General features: G+C 74.0%; 20 protein-coding genes. 4 read left to right on the forward strand and 16 right to left on the reverse strand.

Annotated features, from left to right (window positions below; translation table 11 throughout):
• Positions 1–1,155, forward strand: coding sequence for an Mrp/NBP35 family ATP-binding protein (locus tag AB7F12_RS04900; protein ID WP_428498000.1), 1,155 nt, complete (start codon positions 1–3; stop codon positions 1,153–1,155).
• Positions 1,156–1,215: 60 nt separating this feature from the next.
• On the opposite strand, the gene AB7F12_RS04905 is transcribed toward AB7F12_RS04900, so the two are convergent.
• From AB7F12_RS04905 to AB7F12_RS04925, 5 genes are all read right to left on the reverse strand, one after another.
• A complete protein-coding gene (locus AB7F12_RS04905; RefSeq protein ID WP_428497999.1) occupies positions 1,216–2,142 on the reverse strand; it encodes an AEC family transporter in 927 nt (308 codons plus the stop codon).
• Between the two features lie 102 nt (positions 2,143–2,244).
• Positions 2,245–2,958 (reverse strand): GntR family transcriptional regulator, encoded by a 714-nt coding sequence (locus AB7F12_RS04910; RefSeq protein WP_428497998.1) that lies wholly within the window; start codon positions 2,956–2,958, stop codon positions 2,245–2,247.
• A 13-nt stretch (positions 2,959–2,971) separates the two neighbouring features.
• A complete protein-coding gene (locus tag AB7F12_RS04915) occupies positions 2,972–3,697 on the reverse strand; it encodes a maleate cis-trans isomerase family protein (RefSeq protein ID WP_428516788.1) in 726 nt (241 codons plus the stop codon).
• Between the two features lie 34 nt (positions 3,698–3,731).
• Complete coding sequence (locus AB7F12_RS04920) at positions 3,732–4,514, reverse strand: maleate cis-trans isomerase family protein (protein ID WP_428502546.1); 783 nt, start codon at positions 4,512–4,514, stop codon at positions 3,732–3,734.
• A gap of 28 nt (positions 4,515–4,542) precedes the next feature.
• Positions 4,543–5,058, reverse strand: coding sequence for a DUF3830 family protein (locus AB7F12_RS04925; protein ID WP_428502553.1), 516 nt, complete (start codon positions 5,056–5,058; stop codon positions 4,543–4,545).
• 125 nt (positions 5,059–5,183) lie between these two features.
• On the opposite strand from AB7F12_RS04925, the gene AB7F12_RS04930 reads away from it, so the two are divergent.
• Positions 5,184–6,593 (forward strand): amidase, encoded by a 1,410-nt coding sequence (locus AB7F12_RS04930; protein WP_428502547.1) that lies wholly within the window; start codon positions 5,184–5,186, stop codon positions 6,591–6,593.
• Between the two features lie 356 nt (positions 6,594–6,949).
• Here the strand turns inward: AB7F12_RS04930 and AB7F12_RS04935 are convergent, their stop codons facing one another.
• The 5 genes from AB7F12_RS04935 to sigE all read right to left on the reverse strand — a co-directional run bounded on the left by AB7F12_RS04935 (position 6,950) and on the right by sigE (position 10,855).
• Complete coding sequence (locus AB7F12_RS04935; RefSeq protein WP_428502548.1) at positions 6,950–7,168, reverse strand: hypothetical protein; 219 nt, start codon at positions 7,166–7,168, stop codon at positions 6,950–6,952.
• Positions 7,169–7,341: 173 nt separating this feature from the next.
• Positions 7,342–7,785, reverse strand: coding sequence for a Sec-independent protein translocase protein TatB (tatB, locus tag AB7F12_RS04940; protein WP_428502549.1), 444 nt, complete (start codon positions 7,783–7,785; stop codon positions 7,342–7,344).
• Between the two features lie 30 nt (positions 7,786–7,815).
• A complete protein-coding gene (locus tag AB7F12_RS04945) occupies positions 7,816–9,423 on the reverse strand; it encodes a trypsin-like peptidase domain-containing protein (RefSeq protein ID WP_428502550.1) in 1,608 nt (535 codons plus the stop codon).
• An 83-nt stretch (positions 9,424–9,506) separates the two neighbouring features.
• Positions 9,507–10,196 (reverse strand): anti-sigma factor family protein, encoded by a 690-nt coding sequence (locus AB7F12_RS04950; protein WP_428502551.1) that lies wholly within the window; start codon positions 10,194–10,196, stop codon positions 9,507–9,509.
• Positions 10,193–10,855, reverse strand: coding sequence for an RNA polymerase sigma factor SigE (gene sigE / locus AB7F12_RS04955; protein ID WP_428502552.1), 663 nt, complete (start codon positions 10,853–10,855; stop codon positions 10,193–10,195). Before sigE ends, AB7F12_RS04950 begins: the two co-directional genes overlap by 4 nt.
• A 238-nt stretch (positions 10,856–11,093) precedes the next feature.
• Here sigE and AB7F12_RS04960 point away from each other — a divergent pair, with 238 nt between their 5' ends.
• Positions 11,094–11,651, forward strand: coding sequence for an O-methyltransferase (locus tag AB7F12_RS04960; RefSeq protein ID WP_428501307.1), 558 nt, complete (start codon positions 11,094–11,096; stop codon positions 11,649–11,651).
• A 13-nt stretch (positions 11,652–11,664) separates the two neighbouring features.
• Here the strand turns inward: AB7F12_RS04960 and glgC are convergent, their stop codons facing one another.
• A complete protein-coding gene (gene glgC, locus AB7F12_RS04965; protein ID WP_428501308.1) occupies positions 11,665–12,915 on the reverse strand; it encodes a glucose-1-phosphate adenylyltransferase in 1,251 nt (416 codons plus the stop codon).
• 204 nt (positions 12,916–13,119) lie between these two features.
• On the opposite strand from glgC, the gene glgA reads away from it, so the two are divergent.
• The gene (gene glgA, locus AB7F12_RS04970) at positions 13,120–14,283 is read left to right on the forward strand and encodes a glycogen synthase (RefSeq protein ID WP_428501309.1); all 1,164 of its coding nucleotides are present in this window, start codon (positions 13,120–13,122) and stop codon (positions 14,281–14,283) included.
• Positions 14,284–14,320: 37 nt separating this feature from the next.
• Here the strand turns inward: glgA and AB7F12_RS04975 are convergent, their stop codons facing one another.
• The 5 genes from AB7F12_RS04975 to AB7F12_RS04995 all read right to left on the reverse strand — a co-directional run bounded on the left by AB7F12_RS04975 (position 14,321) and on the right by AB7F12_RS04995 (position 17,355).
• On the reverse strand, positions 14,321–14,914 hold the full coding sequence (locus AB7F12_RS04975) for a CGNR zinc finger domain-containing protein (protein ID WP_428501310.1): 594 nt from the start codon (positions 14,912–14,914) through the stop codon (positions 14,321–14,323).
• Between the two features lie 359 nt (positions 14,915–15,273).
• Positions 15,274–15,441, reverse strand: a complete 168-nt coding sequence (locus tag AB7F12_RS04980; RefSeq protein WP_428501312.1) for a DUF3117 domain-containing protein — start codon at positions 15,439–15,441, stop codon at positions 15,274–15,276.
• A gap of 224 nt (positions 15,442–15,665) precedes the next feature.
• Positions 15,666–16,235, reverse strand: a complete 570-nt coding sequence (locus AB7F12_RS04985) for a DNA-3-methyladenine glycosylase I (RefSeq protein WP_428501313.1) — start codon at positions 16,233–16,235, stop codon at positions 15,666–15,668.
• Positions 16,232–16,714 carry an SRPBCC family protein gene (locus tag AB7F12_RS04990; RefSeq protein ID WP_428501314.1) on the reverse strand — a complete coding sequence of 161 codons (483 nt, stop codon included), beginning with the start codon at positions 16,712–16,714 and terminating at the stop codon, positions 16,232–16,234. The genes AB7F12_RS04985 and AB7F12_RS04990 overlap by 4 nt, the downstream gene beginning before the upstream one ends.
• A complete protein-coding gene (locus AB7F12_RS04995) occupies positions 16,711–17,355 on the reverse strand; it encodes a DivIVA domain-containing protein (protein WP_428501315.1) in 645 nt (214 codons plus the stop codon). Before AB7F12_RS04995 ends, AB7F12_RS04990 begins: the two co-directional genes overlap by 4 nt.
• Positions 17,356–17,360: the final 5 nt, after the last annotated feature.

A 17,360-nucleotide genomic window follows, 5' to 3' on the forward strand; every position in this document is an offset into this window, starting at 1 on the left:
ATGTCCGTCATGGGGAACACCGGATCGCAGACCGTCGAACAGGCGGTTCGGGCCGCACTCGCGAAAGTCGACGACCCGGAGATCCGCAAACCGATCACCGAGCTCGGCATGGTCAAGAGCGTCGCGGTGTCCGACGACGGCGTCGCCGACGTCGCCGTCTACCTCACCGTCGCCGGCTGCCCGATGCGCGACACCATCACCACCCGCGTCACCGAGGCCGTCTCCGCGGTCCCCGGCATCCGCGCGGTCCAGGTCGAGCTCGACGTGATGTCCGACGAGCAGCGCACCGAGCTGCGCCGCTCCCTGCGCGGCGACTCCGCCGAGCCCGTCATCCCCTTCGCCCAGCCCGGCTCCCTCACCCGCGTCTACTGCGTGGCGTCGGGCAAGGGCGGCGTCGGCAAGTCGTCGGTCACCGTGAACCTCGCCGCCGCCCTGGCCGCCCGCGGCCTCTCCGTGGGCGTGGTCGACGCCGACATCTACGGCCACTCGGTGCCCCGCATGCTCGGCACCGCGGCACGGCCCACCAAGGTCGAGAACATGATCATGCCGCCGCAGGCCCACGGCGTGAAGGTCATCTCCATCGGCATGTTCGTCGAGGGCAACACCCCCGTCGTCTGGCGCGGCCCCATGCTCCACCGGGCCCTGCAGCAGTTCCTCGCCGACGTCTTCTGGGGCGACCTCGACGTCCTGCTCCTCGACCTGCCCCCCGGCACCGGCGACATCGCCATCTCCACCGCGCAGCTCGTCCCCAACGCCGAGCTGCTCGTCGTCACCACCCCGCAGCAGGCGGCCGCAGAGGTCGCCGAGCGCGCCGGGTCCATCGCCATGCAGACCCGTCAGCGCCTCGCCGGCGTCGTCGAGAACATGTCGTGGATGGAGCTGCCCGACGGCACCCGGATGGAGGTGTTCGGCTCCGGCGGTGGCGCCACCGTGGCCGACTCCCTCAGCCGCACCCTCGGCGCGCCCGTCCCGCTGCTCGGCCAGATCCCGCTGGAGCCGGGGCTGCGCGAGTGCGGCGACACCGGCACCCCCATCGTGCTGGCCGACCCCTCCTCGCCGGCGGCCACGGCGTTGCGCGGCGTCGCCGACAAGCTCGCCACCCGCGCCCGCGGCCTCGCCGGGATGAGCCTGGGCATCTCGCCGGCGGGCCGCTGAGCTCCTGCTTCACGAACGGCACGGTCGCGCAACCGAGTTGCACGACTGTGCCGTTCGTTCTCATGCCAGTAGTGCGACGACCCCGATCATCACCGGGACACTGATCACGGTCGTCACCAGGCCCGCGTCCCGCGCCAACGTCACGCCCTGCCGGTAGCGCACGGCGTAGGCGAACATGTTCTGCGCCGTCGGCAACGCCGCGCAGATCGCCACGGCCAGCAGCCGCGGACCGGTCATTCCCAGCAACAGCCCCACGGCCACCGCGATCGCCGGCTGCCCGACGTTCTTCAACGCCGACACCACCACCAGCGGCGGGCCCACCTCGCCCTGCCCCGGCCTGGCCGCGCCGTGCAGCGACACCCCGAACGCCAGCAGCATCGCAGGCACCGCGATCCCCGCGATCAGGTGCACCGGTGCGATCACGACCTCCGGGACCTGCCATCCCGTGGCCGCCACCACCAGCCCCGCCACGGTCGCGACGAAGATCGGGTTGCGCACCGGGGCCACCACCGTCCGCCACAGCGACGGGGGCCGCCCCTCCTCGCGGCGGGTCACGGCGTCGAGCACCGTCGCGCCGAGCGGACCCAGCACCGCCAGCTGGAACAGCAGGACCGGGGCGATCGCCGTCGGGTCCTTGAGGACGTAGGTGACGATCGGCAGCCCCAGGTTCCCGGCGTTGACGTAGCCCGACGACATCGCGCCCACCACCGACTCGCCCGCCGGGCGGCGTCGCACCATCGCGAAGACCAGGTACAGCACGCACACCGCACCCGACGACACCGCTGTCACCGTGAGCGCCCCGGAGAACACGGCGTGGACGTCGGCGGTCGAGAGCGTCGAGAACAGCAGGGCGGGGGTGGCGACGAAGAACGCCGTGCGCGACAGCACCTCCACCGCGGTGGGCCCGAGGATGCCCGTCCGCCCGATCCCCCAGCCGACGGCCACGACGACGGCGAGCACGAGGAAGCCCTGGAGAACTCCGCTCACTGGACCGTCACGCCGCCCGACGCTAGTGTGCGATGGCAACGACCGTGCTGTGACGTCGCCCCCTGTGGGTGCGCAGCGCCACCGCCGCCCGGGTCGCGGCAGCTAGGCGACACCCGCCGGCGGGGGCGGCTCGATCGGGGCGACGGCGACGGGGGCGACGTCGAGGATGCGGGTGACCGCGCCGGCCATGTGGGCCTCCAGCGTCACGACGAGACGGTCGGCGTCGCCGTCACGGACGGCCTCGCACAGCGCCCGGTGCTCGGCCACGAGCTCGGCGGGCGGGGGCGGGTTGTCCTGGAGCGCTGTCAGGCACATCCGGGTCTCGACGAGCAACGTGTCGGCCATGCGCCGCAGCCGGGGGCTGCCGGAGGCCGCGACGAGCTGCTGGTGGAAGCGGTGGTCGGCGTCGGCGAGGGCGACGGCGTCGCCGGTCGCGGCGGCAGCCTCCATGTCGGCGAGCGCCGAGGTGAGCACGACGACGGCCTCGGTCCGCTCCCCGGCGAGGATCAGCAGGGCGGCCGCGCGTTCGATGGCGGCGCGGGCGGTGTAGACGTCGCGGACCGCGGCGGCGTCGAGGTCGCGGACGAACAGGCCGCGGTGGCGTTCGCTGCGGACGAGTCCTTCGGCGACGAGGCGTTGCATGGCCTCGCGCAGGGGACCGCGGCTGACACCGAGCCGGGCGGCGATCTCGACCTCGCCGAGCTGGGCGCCCGGCGGGAAGGTGCCGCGCATGATGGCGTGGCGGAGCCGGTCGGCCACGATGGCCGCGGTGGAGCGCCGGCTGACGGGCTCCAGGTCGTCGAGATCGAGGTCCACCGCGCCTCCTGTGTCAGCCTGCCGCGAAGAGTGCACCGAGGCCGGTCCGGACGCGTTGTGCGCCCGCGAGCCGGAGACCCTGCCAGATGCTGACCTGGTTGGCGGTCAGCACGGGCTTGCCGACGCGCGTGTCGAGGGCGTCGAGCAGTTCGACGGTGTGCAGCGCGGTGTCGGGGAGGAGGACGGCCTGGGCGTCGGGGTGGTCGGCCGCGGCGGCGAAGTCGAGGACGAGGTCGCCGGGCAGGGTGCCGACCTCGGCGGCCGTGACGATGCCGCGCGCCGAGAGGGACAGGACGGTGATGCCGGCCTTGCCGAGGAACTCGACGAAGCGTTCGGCGACGTCGTCGGGGTAGGTGGCGCCGACCGCGACGCGGGTGACGCCGAGTGCGCGGCAGGCGTCGACGAAGGCGAAGGAGGTGCTGGAGGCGGGGACGCCTGCGACCTCCTGCAGGGCCGCGACCTGGGCGGCGGCGCCGTCCCAGCCGAAGACGAAGCTGCCGGAGGTGCAGGCCCAGACGATGGAGTCGAGCGGGCCTGCCTGCGCGGCGACCTGCGCCGCGCCGGCGGCGAGCACGTCCTCGCCGCCGATGTCGAGGAGGGCGTCGACGCGGTGGGCGTCCTCCCGCATCTCGGTGTGGACGAGCGGGAGCCGGCTGCCGTCGCCGAGGGCCGCCTCGGCGCGCGGGTAGTCGTCCTCGGCCGAGTAGCCCGGGTACAGGATTCCAACGGTGGTGCTCATGATTGTCGACAATCCTACGAACGCCCGGTCGGGGTCAAGCCACCGAGAGCCGGCGCTGCTCGGCCAGCAACGCCCCACCACCCACGGCCGCCCGGCCGATCGCGCGCAGCGCGGCCCACATCGTCACCTGGTTCGCGGTGACGACAGGCTTGCCGAGGGCCTGCTCCAGCGGATCGATGACATCGTAGGTCGGCAGGTTCGTGCAGCTGATGAACAGCGCCTCGGCGTCGGGACGGTCCACGGCCCGCACGATCCGGACGACCTCGTCGTAGCTGACCCGCCAGATGTTGCCCAGCAGACCCAGCCCCTGCCGCGCGACCGTCTCCACCTCGTGCTCGCCGAGGAACGACGCGAGCCGGTCGGTGACCGCGTCGATGTACGGGGTGGCGACGGCCAGGCGCCGGATGCCCAGCAGCTGCAGGGCCTCGACCAGCGCGCCCGACGTCGTCGACACTGTGGGGGCGCCGGCTTCGAGCATCGTGCGGCGCAGCACGTACTCCCCGGTCGCCCCGCCGACGAAGCTGCCCGACGTGCACGCGAACGTCACCACCCCGGGTCGTGGGGTGAGCACGTCGCGGGTCGCGCGGCGCAGCGCCCGCCGGTCCCCGATCGCGACGGCCATCTCGACCGTCACCGGGGTGGTGAAGAACGGCAGCCGCGTCAGGTACAGCGAGACGTCGTCGGGCGCCCAGCGCCACAGCTCCCGGTCGAGCGCGAAGTCGAACGGGGCGACGACGCCGATGCCGGGCTGGTCGTCGGAGGCGGCGCAACTGCCGGCGGAGGGCCCGGTGAGTCCGACGGAGGGCTCTGTGGGCATGCGCGCCCTCCTTCGGTCGGTACGACGGTCAGTCCGAACCCGGTCGGTTCGTGAGGCGTGAGTACACCAGGCGCTCCCCGACGCTCCCCGACCGCCATACGTCGTGGCACGCCTCCGCCATCACGTCGAGGCCCTCGACGATCGACGCGTAGACGTTGCCCGGTACCCAACCGACGTCGCCGTTGATCAACAGGTTGTTACGTCCGTAGAAGATCGCCAGGTCGATCACGCCGGGGAGGTGGTCGATCCCCTGGTCGGCCTTGAACGACTGGTCGAGCATTCCGCCGGAGAACGCGAAGTACACGACGTCGCCGGGGATGGGCGTCACCGTGGTGTTCTCGTAGCCGATCTCGTCGCCGAAGCGCGGGACCATCGTGTAGACCTCGTTGCGCGCGTACTTCGCGTGCTGCGCCTCACCCCCGAGCTCACCGCCGCCGAGCGCCTCCCAGACCGCCGCCGACGTGCGCGGCGCCTCCTTCTCGAGGAGCTCGGCGACACACGAGACGCCCCGCTTCTGGAGTTCGATCTTGATGAACCTGGACAACACGATCACCCCGCGCTGGATGGTGGGAAGCTCCGGACCGGCCGCAACGCCGCGGATTGTTGACAATCATACGAGCGGTTCCTAGCGTGTCAATGCCGCCGGATCGGACCCGAAAGGACCACTACGTGCCCGTTTCCGCAGGTCAGAGCACGGCCGATCTCTCGGCCACCGAACTGCTCACCGCCTACCGCACCGGCGAGCTCTCCCCCGTCGAGGCCACCCGCGACGCGCTCGGCCGGATCGCGCAGCTCGACAGCCGGGTCAACGCCTTCTGCCTCGTCGACGAGGCGGGCGCGCTCGCCTCCGCCCAGGAGTCCGAGGAACGCTGGCGACGCGGCACCCCCCGCGGCGTGCTCGACGGCGTTCCCACCTCGATCAAGGACATCCTGCTGACCGTCGGCTGGCCGACCCGCCGCGGCTCGGCCACCACCGACCCCGCACCCGGCGACGTCGACGGCCCGCCCGTCGCCCGCGTCCGCGAACAGGGCGCCGTCCTCATCGGCAAGACCACCACCCCCGAGCTCGCCTGGAAGGGCGTCACCGACTCCCCCCTCACCGGCATCACCGGCAACCCGTGGAACCCCGCACTCACCGCCGGCGGCTCCTCCGGAGGCAGCGCCACCGCCGTCGGGCTCGGCATGGGCGCGCTGTCCCTAGGGACCGACGGGGGCGGCTCCGTCCGCATCCCCGCCGCGTTCACCGGGACCGTCGCGCACAAGCCCACCTACGGCCGAGTCCCCCACCACCCGGCCAGCCCGTTCGGGACCCTCGCCCACGTCGGACCCATGACCCGCACCGTCGCCGACGCCGCGCTCCTGCTCGACGTGATCTCCGGCTTCGACGCCCGCGACGCCTGGGCCCTCGACGCCCCACCCCACACCTGCACCGCCACACTCGGCGACGGCGTCGCCGGGCTGCGGATCGCGCTCAGCCCCACCCTCGGGTTCGCCGAGGTCGACGACGAGGTGCGCGCCGCCGTCGAGGCCGCCGCCGCCGTCCTCGCAACGCTCGGCGCGACCGTCGAGCACGCCGACCCCGGGTTCGCCGACCCCGTCGAGCCCTTCGAGACCCTCTGGTTCGCGGGCGCCGCCAAGTCGATGGAGGCCCTCGGCCCCGACGCCCGCGCGACGATGGACCCGGGGCTCGTCGAGATCGCCGAGCAGGGCGCCCGCTACAGCGCCGTCGAATACCTGTCGGCCATGGCCGTCCGCAACGAGCTCGGCACCCTCATGGGAGCGTTCCACCGGCGCTACGACCTGCTGCTCACCCCGACCCTGCCCATCGTGGCCTTCGAGGGGGGCCGGGAGTCGCCCGACGGGCGGCGCTGGACAACGTGGACGCCCTTCACCTACCCGTTCAACATGACGCAGCAGCCCGCCGCCAGCGTGCCGTGCGGGTTCACGACCGCCGGCCTGCCGATAGGGCTGCAGATCGTCGGCCCCCGCCACGCCGACGCCCGCGTCCTCGCCGCGGCGCACGCCTACGAACAGGCCACCGACCACCACCTGCGCCGTCCCCCACTCCTGCAGACCTGACCGGTCCCCCTCGGACGTGTCGTGAGGGTCTGTCACCGACGCTGGTGACACGCTCGGCCACGCAGCCGCCGACGAGCGTGTCCGCAGGGTCGTCCGTCGGCTCCGATCACACGCCCGCCGCGGGGGCGGGGTGCGCGTCCGGCGCAGGCGGGCGGGGGCGCGTCCGGCGCAGGCGGGCGCGGGTCCGGGCTGTCCCGCCGAACGTGTGACCAGCGTCGGCCGTTCGCCATGACGACACGTCCGGGACCGTGTCGGCGCGGGCACGTATGCCGGCGGCAGCTCTGCGCCGAGCGTGTCCTGAGCGCCCGAGGCCGACTCTGCCGGTGCGCTCGGTCGACGCGACGCCACCGAGCGTGTCACAGGCGTGGAACAACAACTCTGATCACACCTCCGCCGGTCGGCACGGCGGGCGCGGTCGGCACGGCGAGCACGGCGAGCACGGTCGGCACCGTGGGCGCGGTCGGCACGGTCGGCACCGTGGGCACGGTCGGCACCGTGGGCACGGTCGGCACCGTGGGCGCGATCGGCACCGTGGGCGCGATCGGCACCGTGGGCGCGGCGAGCACGGCGAGCACGGCCGGCACCGTGGGTCGGGCGCCGTGCGACGCGGGGGCCGGGCTCCGGCGCTCGCGGCCGCCGCAGCCCCGGACCGCGCGCGACGAACGTGTCCTCAGGGGCCGACGCCCGCGCTCGTCACACGTTCGCGGGTGGCGGCGGGGTCAGGGGCGGCGGGGTCAGGGCGGCCGGGTCAGGTGGCGTCGGGGTCGATCGGGGGGCGCTCACCGGGGCTGAGCGGGGTGACCGCGGGGCGGGGGGCGGCCGAGCCGTTGCCGTTGCTCGCGGCGGGGCCCCGGCCGTCGGACCCGGTCGTGTCGAGGCCGCCGCGCAGGGGCGGCTTGGACATGTCGACACCGAAGTTCGGGGCCTCGCCGTCGAACAAGGTGCGTGTGACCGCGGCGCGGGGGCTGAGGTTGCGCAGGCCGCGGAGGTCCTCGAGCGGCTTGCGCAGCTCGTCGAACTCCGGACCGAGCTCCTTCTGCAGCTGCTCACGGGCGCCGGTCGCGTACTCGCGGACCTGCTTGATGGTGCGCCCCAGCCAGGCGGCGGCGCCGGGGAGCCGCTCGGGGCCGAGGATGAACAGCCCGGCGACGACGAGCACCAGGATCTCGCCCCAGCCGACACTGTCGAACACAGCGGCGATGCTACCCGGACGACGCGGAGCTCAGTCCGAGGCCAGGACCGCGGTCACCGTGAGGGGGCGGCCGTCGCGGACGATCTCGATCGGCACGCTCTGCCCGGGCGCCAGCTCCCGCACGGCGACGACGAGCTCGTCGGCGCCGGCGATGGTGCGCTCCCCGACCTTGAGGATGACGTCGCCCTCGACGATGCCCGCCGCGGCAGCGGATCCGCCGGCGACCACGTTCTGGACCTGGGCGCCGTCGGTGGTGCCGTCGGTGACGGACTTCGCGTTGACGCCGAGCTCGGCGTGTTTGACCGACCCGTCGCGGATGAGGGCCTCGGCGATGCGGCGGGCGTCGTCGATGGGGATGGCGAAGCCGAGGCCGATCGAGCCGCCCTCGGCGCCCTGGCCGAGGCTGCGGATAGCGGTGTTGATGCCGACGACGGCGCCCGTGGAGTCGACCAGGGGGCCACCGGAGTTGCCGGGGTTGATGGCGGCGTCGGTCTGGATGGCGTCGATGACGGCGTTGGTGTCGCTGCCGCCGCCGTCGAGGCGGACGGGCCGGTTGAGGGCGCTGACGATGCCGTCGGTGACGGTGCCTGCCAGGCCGAGCGGGGAGCCGATGGCGAGGACCCCGTCGCCGACCGCGAGCGAGGACGACGAGCCGATCTGCGCGACCGTCGGGTTGGCGACGCCAACCTTGACGACGGCGAGGTCGGTCTTGGGGTCGCGGCCGACGATCTGAGCCGGGACGCGCTGGCCGTTGCTGAAGACGGCCTCGATGGTGGCGCCGTTGCCCTGCGCGGCCGGTGAGACGACGTGGTTGTTGGTGAGGACGTAGCCGGCCGCGTCGATGACGACGCCCGATCCGGTGCCGCCCTGGTCGCCGACCTTGATCTCGATGGACACCACGGCGGGCAGCACGCGGGCCGCGATGTCGGCGACGCTGCCGGGTGGGCGTTCCTTGGAGTCCGACGTCGAGGTCAGGGTGGCGCCGGGTTCGGTGAGGCCTTGGGCGCCGTCGGCGGTGAGCCGCCCGACGATGCCGCCGACCGCGCCGACGGCCAGTGCGAGGACGGCGAGCAGGATCAGCGCGCGGGGGTGGACGCGGCGGCCGAACAGCAGTTCGCGGACGCCGAGCCGGGCGCCGGGGCCGGGCGCGGGTCGTTGCTCGCCGTCGCCGGGGGCGGGTTCGCCGAGGTGGACCGGGCTCGCGGGGTTGCGCCAGGGGTCGGTGTCGGCGGGGGCGGCGGGGTCGTCCCAGAACGCGGGGCCGCCCGGTTCGCCGACGGGCCCGGCGGGGCTGGGCGGGCGTTGCAGGTCGGTGCCGTCGCCGGGGCTGCGGGAGAAGGCGGCGGCGAGCGCGGCGGGCGGGGGCGCGGTGGTGACGACGCGGCCGTTGCCGCCGGGCGCGCCGTCGCGCTGGGCGGCGAACCCGCCGTCGACACCGGAGGGGCGGCCGAAGACGTGCTCCTCGCCGGGATCGACCGCGGGGCGTTCCAGCGGCTTCGGGGTGAGCCGCGGCGGGCTCGCCCCGGCGGGCTCCGCGGGCTCGACGCGGTGGTGGCGCCCGGACCCTTCGACGGCGGACGTTCCGGGAGCAGGCGCGTCCGCAGGTGGGTCGGCGGCGCCGTCGTGCTCGTCGGTCATCGCCGGCCGGCTCCTGGGATCGTGCGGGTGGGTCGCTCCTCAGAGTGCCGGATCGGCGGTGAAGTCCGCGTAGCCGGTCGCGGTCAGCGCGACGGCGGCAGGAACGACGGCGCCATGCCGTCGAGCTGCTGGGCGACCTGGGCGTCGCCCAGGTCGGCGAGCGTCGGGTCGGCCGCCGGTGCGCCGGTGCCGGGCGTGGTGCGGCCGGTGAGCGCGGTGTCGAACGCCGCGGGTGCCGCACCGGCGACGGACCTGAGCGAGGCCGGGTTGGTGTTCGCCGCGGCGGCCGGGATGTCGAGCGACGCCGACGGCGCGGCGAGGGCCAACGCGCCGAGCGCGAGCCCGCTGACCGCGACGCCCGCCCCGATCCGGAGCCTGCGGCCGTGCCCGAGGCGGACCTCGGGGGCGGCGGGGCGCGACACCGTGACGACGCCTCCGAGGGGGCGCATGACGGAGACCAGCTGACCGTCGGCGCTCATCGCGAGCCCGGCGGGAGGTTCGGGGAGGTCGGCGTCGAGCGGGATGGACCGCAGCGACGACAGCAGCGACGACGGCATCGCGGGCGCGCTCGCCGAGCGCAGCATGAGGCTGGCCTGGTCCTGGGCGACGACCTCGTCGGCACACTCTGGACACTGCGCGATGTGCGTGGCCGCCCGGGCGTGCGCGCCGGCCGTGAGCTCTCCGTCGGTGAAGGCGACGATCGCGTCCAGGGTGAGGTGGTCCTCGCCCCAGTCGGGTGCGTTCACCGAGAAGCGCCGGCGCGCGTCGGTCATCCCGCTGCCTCCAGTGTCAGTCCGTTCCGCACGCCCACCAGGGCGTCGAGCTCGGCGGCCTCGGCACGGCGCCGCTCGAGCGCGCTGCGCAGGGCGGCGCGCCCACGGTGGATCCTGCTCCGCACGGTACCGAGCTTCACACCCAGTGTGGCGCCGATCTCCTCGTAGGACAGGCCCTCCACGTCGCACAGCACGACGGCGGCGCGGAACTCCGGGGCCAGCTCGTCGAGCGCGGCCTGCAGCAGCGGGTCGAGGTGGGTCTCGGAGAACACGACCTCGGGCTCGGGACCCTGGCCGGGGATGCGGTCGGAGTCGTCGGGCAGGGCCTCCATGCGCACCCGGGCGCGGCGGCGGACCATGTCGAGGAACAGGTTCGTGGTGATGCGGTGCAGCCAGCCCTCGAAGGTGCCTGGCTTGTAGGACGCGAGCGAGCGGAACACCCGGATGAACGTCTCCTGGGTGAGGTCCTCGGCATCGTGCGGGTTGCCTGTCAGCCGGTAGGCGAGGCGGTAGACCCGGTCGCCGTGCTCACGGACGATCTCGTCCCAGCTCGGCGGTGTCCAGTCGGCCCCGTCCCCCGGCAGCACGGTGGCGACCGCGGACGACTCGGGGGTCGTCGTCGCGGAACCTGCCTGCACGGCGGTCGGGCGGTCGGTCATCGGTGGGTGCGCCTCCAGGGAGCGGGTCGTGCAGTGGTTCAACGTCCCGCCGGGGGAGTTCGTTCCCGGGCTCGGCCCGGGTTTCCGGCGGCGGCTGGGTCGACGACCCCGACCCTGCACGTCAAGAGTTCCCCAATGTCGTGAAGGAGGTGTGAGAACGGTCTGAGAAGAACCTGTGAAAGCGACCCGCCGGGCCGTGGCGCCGGTCTCGTCCCCGCTCCTCGGTAGCCTTCGCGCCATGACCCGCCCCGACCCCGCGCGCGCCGACGTGCGGGACGACCCACCCGTGGCCGGGCTGGGTCCTGGCCTGGCCTTCCTCGCGGCCACGGTGAACGCGCGGGCCGTGGTCGAGGTCGGCACGGGCACCGGCTGGGGCGGGCTGTGGCTGCTGCGCGGGATGGCGCCCGACGGTGTGCTCACGTCGATGGACGTCGACCCCGAGCAGCAGCGTGCCGCCCGCCGCACGTTCCTCGACGCCGGGTACGGGCCGTCGCGGCTGCGGCTGATCGTGGGGCTGGCGGGCGAGGTGCTGCCGCGGCTGACCGACGGGGGTTACGACCTCGTCGTCGTCGACGGGGTGCGCACCGAGTACCCCGGCCATCTCGTCGAGGCGATCCGGCTGCTGCGCCCCGGCGGGGTGCTGGCGTTGCACGGCGTGCAGGAGCAGCCCACGGGCGACGGGCCGGAGGTCGCCGCCGTGCGTTCGACGCTGGATCTGGTGCGGGACGACCCGCAGCTGGTGCCGGTGCTGCTGCCGCTGGGCGCGGGCCTGCTGTGCGCGACCCGACGCCCCTGAGCCCGGGGGCGGGCTACAGCGCGGTCGCACCCTTCCCGAGGACGACGACGCCGCCCGGGCTGACGGTGTAGCGGGCCCGGTCGAGCGCCAGGTCGACACCGACGAGGGCGCCCTCGGGTACCTCGACGTTCTTGTCGAGGATCGCGCCGCGCACCACCGCGCCGCGGCGGATGTGGGCGCCCGGCAGGACCACCGAGTCGGACACCTCCGCCCCCGCCTCGATGCGGACGTTCGGGCTGATCACCGAGCGGCGCACGATCGCCCCGGAGATGATCGTGCCCGCGCCGACGACGGAGTCCTGCGCGATGCCGCCCTCGACGAACTTGGCCGGCGGCAGCGACGTCGTGACGGAGGTGCGGATGGGCCAGCGGTCGTTGTAGAGGTTGAAGATCGGGTGCACCGAGACGAGGTCGGTGTGGGCGTCGTAGTAGGCGTCGAGCGTCCCGACGTCGCGCCAGTAGCCGGAGTCGCGGTCGGTCGCGCCGGGGACGACGTTGTCGGCGAAGTCGTACACCGCGGCGTCGCCCTGCCCGACGAGGCGCGGGATGATGTCGCCGCCCATGTCGTGGTCGGAGTCGCCGTCCTCGGCGTCGGCACGCAGCGCGTCGAGCAGCGCCTCCGTGGTGAACACGTAGTTGCCCATGGACGCGAACGTCACGTCGGGGTCGTCGGGTACCGACGGCGGGTCGGACGGCTTCTCGAGGAACTCGAGGATCTTGCCGTCGGCGTCGGAGTTGATGCAGCCGAAGGCCTTGGCCTCGGTGCGGGGCACCCGGATCCCCGCGACGGTGACGCCGGCACCGCTCGCGATGTGCTGGGCGATCATCTGGCCGGGGTCCATGCGGTAGACGTGGTCGGCGCCGAAGACCGCGATGTAGTCGGGGCGCTCGTCGTAGACGAGGTTGAGGCTCTGGAAGATCGCGTCGGCGCTGCCGGTGTACCAGCGGCGGCCGAGCCGCTGCTGCGCCGGCACCGTGGTGATGTACTGCCCGAGCACGCTGGAGAGCCGCCAGGTCGTGGAGATGTGGCGGTCGAGCGAGTGCGACTTGTACTGGGTGAGGACGCACAGCTTGTGCAGGCCCGCGTTGACCAGGTTCGACAGCACGAAGTCGATCAGCCGGTAGTTGCCGGCGAACGGTACGGCCGGCTTGGCGCGGTCGGCGGTGAGCGGCCACAGCCGCTTCCCCTCGCCACCCGCGAGCACGATTCCCAGGACGTTGGCCGGCAGCATTGCAGCGCCGGAGCTGAAGCGCGGCGTGGTCATCGGACCACCCCGACTCCCGCGTCGGCATTCGTTCCGGTGGAGCCGAGTCCCGCCGGGAGGTGCGCGCTCACAGGGCGAACCCTAGTGCTCCGCGGCGCCGCCCGGCCACCGCGGGAACCTGGCGTTCGCCCGCATGTCACCGCCCGGCGATCTCCCTGGAGCGAGCGCGGCCACCCGGTGACCGAACAAGTAGCGTCTGCGCTCGTGCGCATCGGACTGCTCACCCGCGAGTACCCGCCCGACGTCTACGGTGGCGCCGGCGTCCACGTCGAGCACCTCGTGCCCGCGCTGCGCGGGCTCGTCGACGTCGACGTGCACTGTTTCGGGGACCCGGCGCGCGACGCCCCCGGGGTGCGGGCCCACCCGGTGCCCGACGCGCTGGCCGAGGCGAACCCCGCCCTGCAGACGATCGGTGTCGATCTGTCGATGGTCGCGTCGCTGCACGGCGTCGACCTCGCCCACTCGCACACCTGGTACGCGAACATGGCCGGGCACCTGGCCAAGGTGCTCTACGACCTGCCCCACGTGGTGACCGCGCACTCCCTGGAGCCGCGGCGGCCGTGGAAGGCCGAGCAGCTCGGTGGCGGCTACCGGCTGTCGTCGTGGGTGGAACGCACCGCCTACGAGGCCGCCGACGCCGTCATCGCGGTGAGCGACGGCATGCGCACCGACGTCCTCGACTGCTACCCGAGCCTCGACCCGTCCCGGGTCCACGTGGTGCACAACGGGATCGACACCGAGTTCTACCGGCCCGACGCCCGCCGCGACGCAGTGGTCGGCGCCGGGGTGGATCCCGACCGGCCGAGTGTGGTGTTCGTCGGGCGGATCACCCGACAGAAGGGGCTGGGGCATCTGGTCGCGGCGGCGCACTCCATCAGCGAGGACGCCCAGATCGTGCTGTGCGCGGGCGCCCCGGACACCCGGGAGATCGCCGAGGAGACCGAGAAGGCCGTCGCCGAGCTGCAGGAGGCGCGGCCCGGGGTGGTGTGGGTGCGCCGGATGATGGCCACGACGGAGATCCGCCAGCTGCTCTCGGCGGCGACGGTGTTCGTGTGCCCGTCGGTCTACGAGCCGCTGGGGATCGTGAACCTGGAGGCGATGGCGTGCGGGACGGCGGTGGTGGCGTCCGACGTCGGCGGGATCCCCGAGGTCGTCGACGACGGCCGCACGGGGCTGCTGGTGCATTTCGACGAGCACGACGTCGGCACCTTCCGGGCGGGCCTGGCGTCGGCGGTCAACGAGCTGCTGGCCGACCCCGGCCGGGCCACGGCGATGGGCGCGGCGGGCCGGGATCGCGCGGTGCGGGAGTTCTCGTGGGGGCAGGCGGCGGAGCGGACCGTCGCGATCTACCGGTCGCTGCGCCCCTGACGCCGGCGCCGGTCCGAGGTCGGTCGGCCGGTGGGGTTCAGGTGCCCCCGGCCTTGAGCTTCGCGCGGGCGCGGTGGGCGGCGACGGCGGCGCGGTTGGCGCAGGCGGGCGAGCAGTAGCGGCGGGCGGCGTTGCGGGAGGTGTCGGCGTAGACGCGCCGGCAGCCCTCGGCCGCGCACACCCCGTGCCGGTCGACCCCGTACTCCGACACCAGCATCGCGACGGCGAACGCGGTGGTCGACCGGACCCGTTCGACGAGTGAGGCCTCGGGCGGTGCGTAGTGGAAGTGCCAGCCCTGGCCGTCGTGGTCGGACAGGTGCGGGCCGATCTGGACGTCGGCGAGCAGCGCGTTGACGGCGACGGCGGTGGCTTCGAGGGGCGGCGCGGTGCCGTCGGCGGGGCCGGTGGCGTCGAAGACCGTCCGCAGCCGTCGCGCCCAGGCTCGCAGGGCGGGCTCGGCCGAGGCGGGGGCGCGGGCGGCGAGGTAGCGGTGCTCGACGAGCAGGTCGCGCAGCCGCCTGCCGGACTGCTCGGGCGGGGTGTCGGCGTCGCCGTCCGGGTCGGCGGTCACGGCGTTCACGAGCGCGACGGCAGCGCCGAGCGCGTCACTTTTGTAACCGATGAAGTCCACTGGCCTCTTACACCTGCTAGCCTGTACTCGTAAGGAACGAACTCAAGACACATATTACAGAGGAGATGGGCGTGGAACCGCGCTGCACGCGTTGTGGACGGCCGGGAACAGAGGCGCGGGTGCTGTCGACGCACTCGACGTCGGAGGGCTGGGTGCGCTACCGCCGGTGCGCCTGCGGGGAGGTCTCCATCGAGCTCATCACGCTCGGCGCACACACGACGACGGTCGACGCCGTCGCGTCGACCTCGGGACACGACGGTCCCGGAACCTTGCCGGCGCGATGCGCCGTGGCCGCCCGGGTCTGACCCGGGCTCCGGCACGTCCCCGACGGCGGACCGAGGCCGCCGGGGACGGCGGCATCAGCCGGACGCTGCCCGCAGGGCCTCACCCAGATCGGCCGCCTCGTCAGGGGTCATCTCCACGACGAGACGTCCACCACCCTCGAGCGGTACACGCATCACGATGCCCCGGCCCTCCTTGGTCACCTCGAGGGGACCGTCGCCGGTCCGGGGCTTCATCGCCGCCATCTCCTGCTCCCTCCGTCACTCTCGTCCAGGGCCGGTGCGCATGGGGAGCAGCGCACGGGCGGGGATGCTGCGCCTCATTCTCTCCCATGGCCCCGTCGGGAGCACAACCGGAGCGATCAACGGCGCCTGGGCGCGCCGACCGCACACCTCCCCCGACCACGACGGACACCTCTGTCGCGAATGGACCGGACGGTCCGCGACCGCGCGGCGACGTCGCGTGACCGTCAGGCCCCGCCGGCCCGCCAGCACGTCGTGACGTGGTCGTCGACGATCCCGGTGGCCTGCATCAGCGCGTAGCACGTCGTCGGACCGACGAACCGGAACCCGCGTCGCTTCAGCTCCTTGGCCATCGCCACCGACTCGGGGGTGGTGGCAGGGACGTCGGCCAGGGTCACCGGCCGTTCCCGGGCCGCCGGGTCGGGAGCGAAGCCCCACAGCAGGTCGTCGAGGGGCGTGTCGAGATCGAGCACCGCGCGGGCGTTGGCGATCGTCGCCTCGATCTTGCGACGGTTGCGGACGATGCCCGGGTCGCCCAGCAGCCGCTCCACGTCGGGCTCGCCGAACCGGGCCACCACGGCCGGGTCGAAACCCTCGAACGCGGCGCGGAACGTCGGCCGCTTGCGCAGGATGACCAGCCACGACAGGCCCGACTGGAAGCCTTCCAGGCTCAGCCGCTCGTACATCGCGGCGACACCGCGCAGCGGCGTGCCCCACTCGTCGTCGTGGTAGGCGACGTAGTCGGGTGCCGACGTGGCCCACCCGCACCGCCCCCGTTCGGCGACCGGGACCGTCACGCCCCCGGCCCCGATCGATGGCGCTGCTCGCACTCGCGGGCCATGCGCCGCATGGAGTGCGCGACGCCGGCCTGCATCGCCGGGCGCACCACCGGCCAGCCGAGGCGGCCCAGCGCGCCGAGCGGGAGGTCGAGCCGCTCGACCCAGCGGAAGCGGCAGCGTCCCGGGCCGCGGTCGACGACCTCGAACACGCCGTCGCCGCGCACGACCTTCCCGGTGTGGTCGACCACGCACCGGAACGGGCCGGCGGGCCGCTGCTCCGTCCACTCCGTGACCACCATGGTGTCGACGACACCCAGCGGTCCGACGCCCGTCACCGCGCTCACCTGCGACCCGACGGACCTCCCGTCGCCCGCGGTGACCTCGACGCGGGTGGCGAGAATCCAGTCGCCCTGGCGCGGCCAGTCCATGACGGTGTCCCACACCAGTTCGGCGGGGGCGGCGACGTCGAGCTCGACGACGAGCTCCGCGCGGCTCACGCCTGCTCCTGCGCGCGGTGCAGACCGTGGCGGCGGCCGCCGACGCCGACCGACGACCCGTCGGCCTTCCCGTCCACCCCGGTGTCGACACGTTCTGCTGGGTCGGCCGGTGGCTGCGGCGGCCATGCGGTGGCCGAGGTGTCGGGGTCGGTGTCACCCCCGGCGTCGGTCCCGGTCGCGGTCACCGCCCCGGGCACCGCGTCGCCCGCCGGGCCGGTCTCCCGCTCGGGTGCGACGTCGGCGGTGCGGCTGTGCCGTCCCGGCGGGCGCTCGCCCCCGGGCAGCACCCATCCCCCGGTCGGGGTGTCGGCCGCGTCGCCGTCACCGGCCGGGACCGGGTCGCCGACCGCGCGCAGCCGCGCCGCCAGCTCGTCGCGCTCCGCGCCGAGCCGCTCCACCTCACCGGCCAGCCGGTCGAGCACCCAGTCCACCTCGACCATCCGGTAGCCGCGGACGGCCTGCGGGATGCGCAGCGCGCGGACGTCGGCACCCGACACGCGACCGACGGGCAGCCGCGTCGGCGTCTCCCCCTCGGGCAGCGGCGGCAGCTCCTCGCCACGGCCGAACACCGCGACCGCGAGCGCGTAGACCACCGCGGCCACCACGACGACCACCAGCAGGTAGATCAGCGCGGTTCCCATAGTGG

The sequence above is a fragment of the Pseudonocardia sp. genome (assembly GCF_050250275.1).
Lineage (GTDB): Bacteria > Actinomycetota > Actinomycetes > Mycobacteriales > Pseudonocardiaceae > Pseudonocardia.

Bases quoted from the DNA above. Each gene is read 5' to 3' on its own strand.
- AB7F12_RS04900 (WP_428498000.1), top strand. From the start codon at position 1: ATGTCCGTCATGGGGAACACCGGATCGCAGACCGTCGAACAGGCGGTT.
- glgC (WP_428501308.1), bottom strand. From the start codon at position 12,915: ATGACCACGCCGCGCTTCAGCTCCGGCGCTGCAATGCTGCCGGCCAAC.
- AB7F12_RS04950 (WP_428502551.1), bottom strand. From the start codon at position 10,196: ATGACCGACGCGCGCCGGCGCTTCTCGGTGAACGCACCCGACTGGGGC.
- AB7F12_RS04920 (WP_428502546.1), bottom strand. From the start codon at position 4,514: ATGCCCACAGAGCCCTCCGTCGGACTCACCGGGCCCTCCGCCGGCAGT.
- AB7F12_RS04980 (WP_428501312.1), bottom strand. From the start codon at position 15,441: ATGGCGGCGATGAAGCCCCGGACCGGCGACGGTCCCCTCGAGGTGACC.
- AB7F12_RS04995 (WP_428501315.1), bottom strand. From the start codon at position 17,355: ATGGGAACCGCGCTGATCTACCTGCTGGTGGTCGTCGTGGTGGCCGCG.
- sigE (WP_428502552.1), bottom strand. From the start codon at position 10,855: ATGACCGACCGCCCGACCGCCGTGCAGGCAGGTTCCGCGACGACGACC.
- AB7F12_RS04960 (WP_428501307.1), top strand. From the start codon at position 11,094: ATGACCCGCCCCGACCCCGCGCGCGCCGACGTGCGGGACGACCCACCC.
- AB7F12_RS04915 (WP_428516788.1), bottom strand. From the start codon at position 3,697: ATGAGCACCACCGTTGGAATCCTGTACCCGGGCTACTCGGCCGAGGAC.
- AB7F12_RS04945 (WP_428502550.1), bottom strand. From the start codon at position 9,423: ATGACCGACGAGCACGACGGCGCCGCCGACCCACCTGCGGACGCGCCT.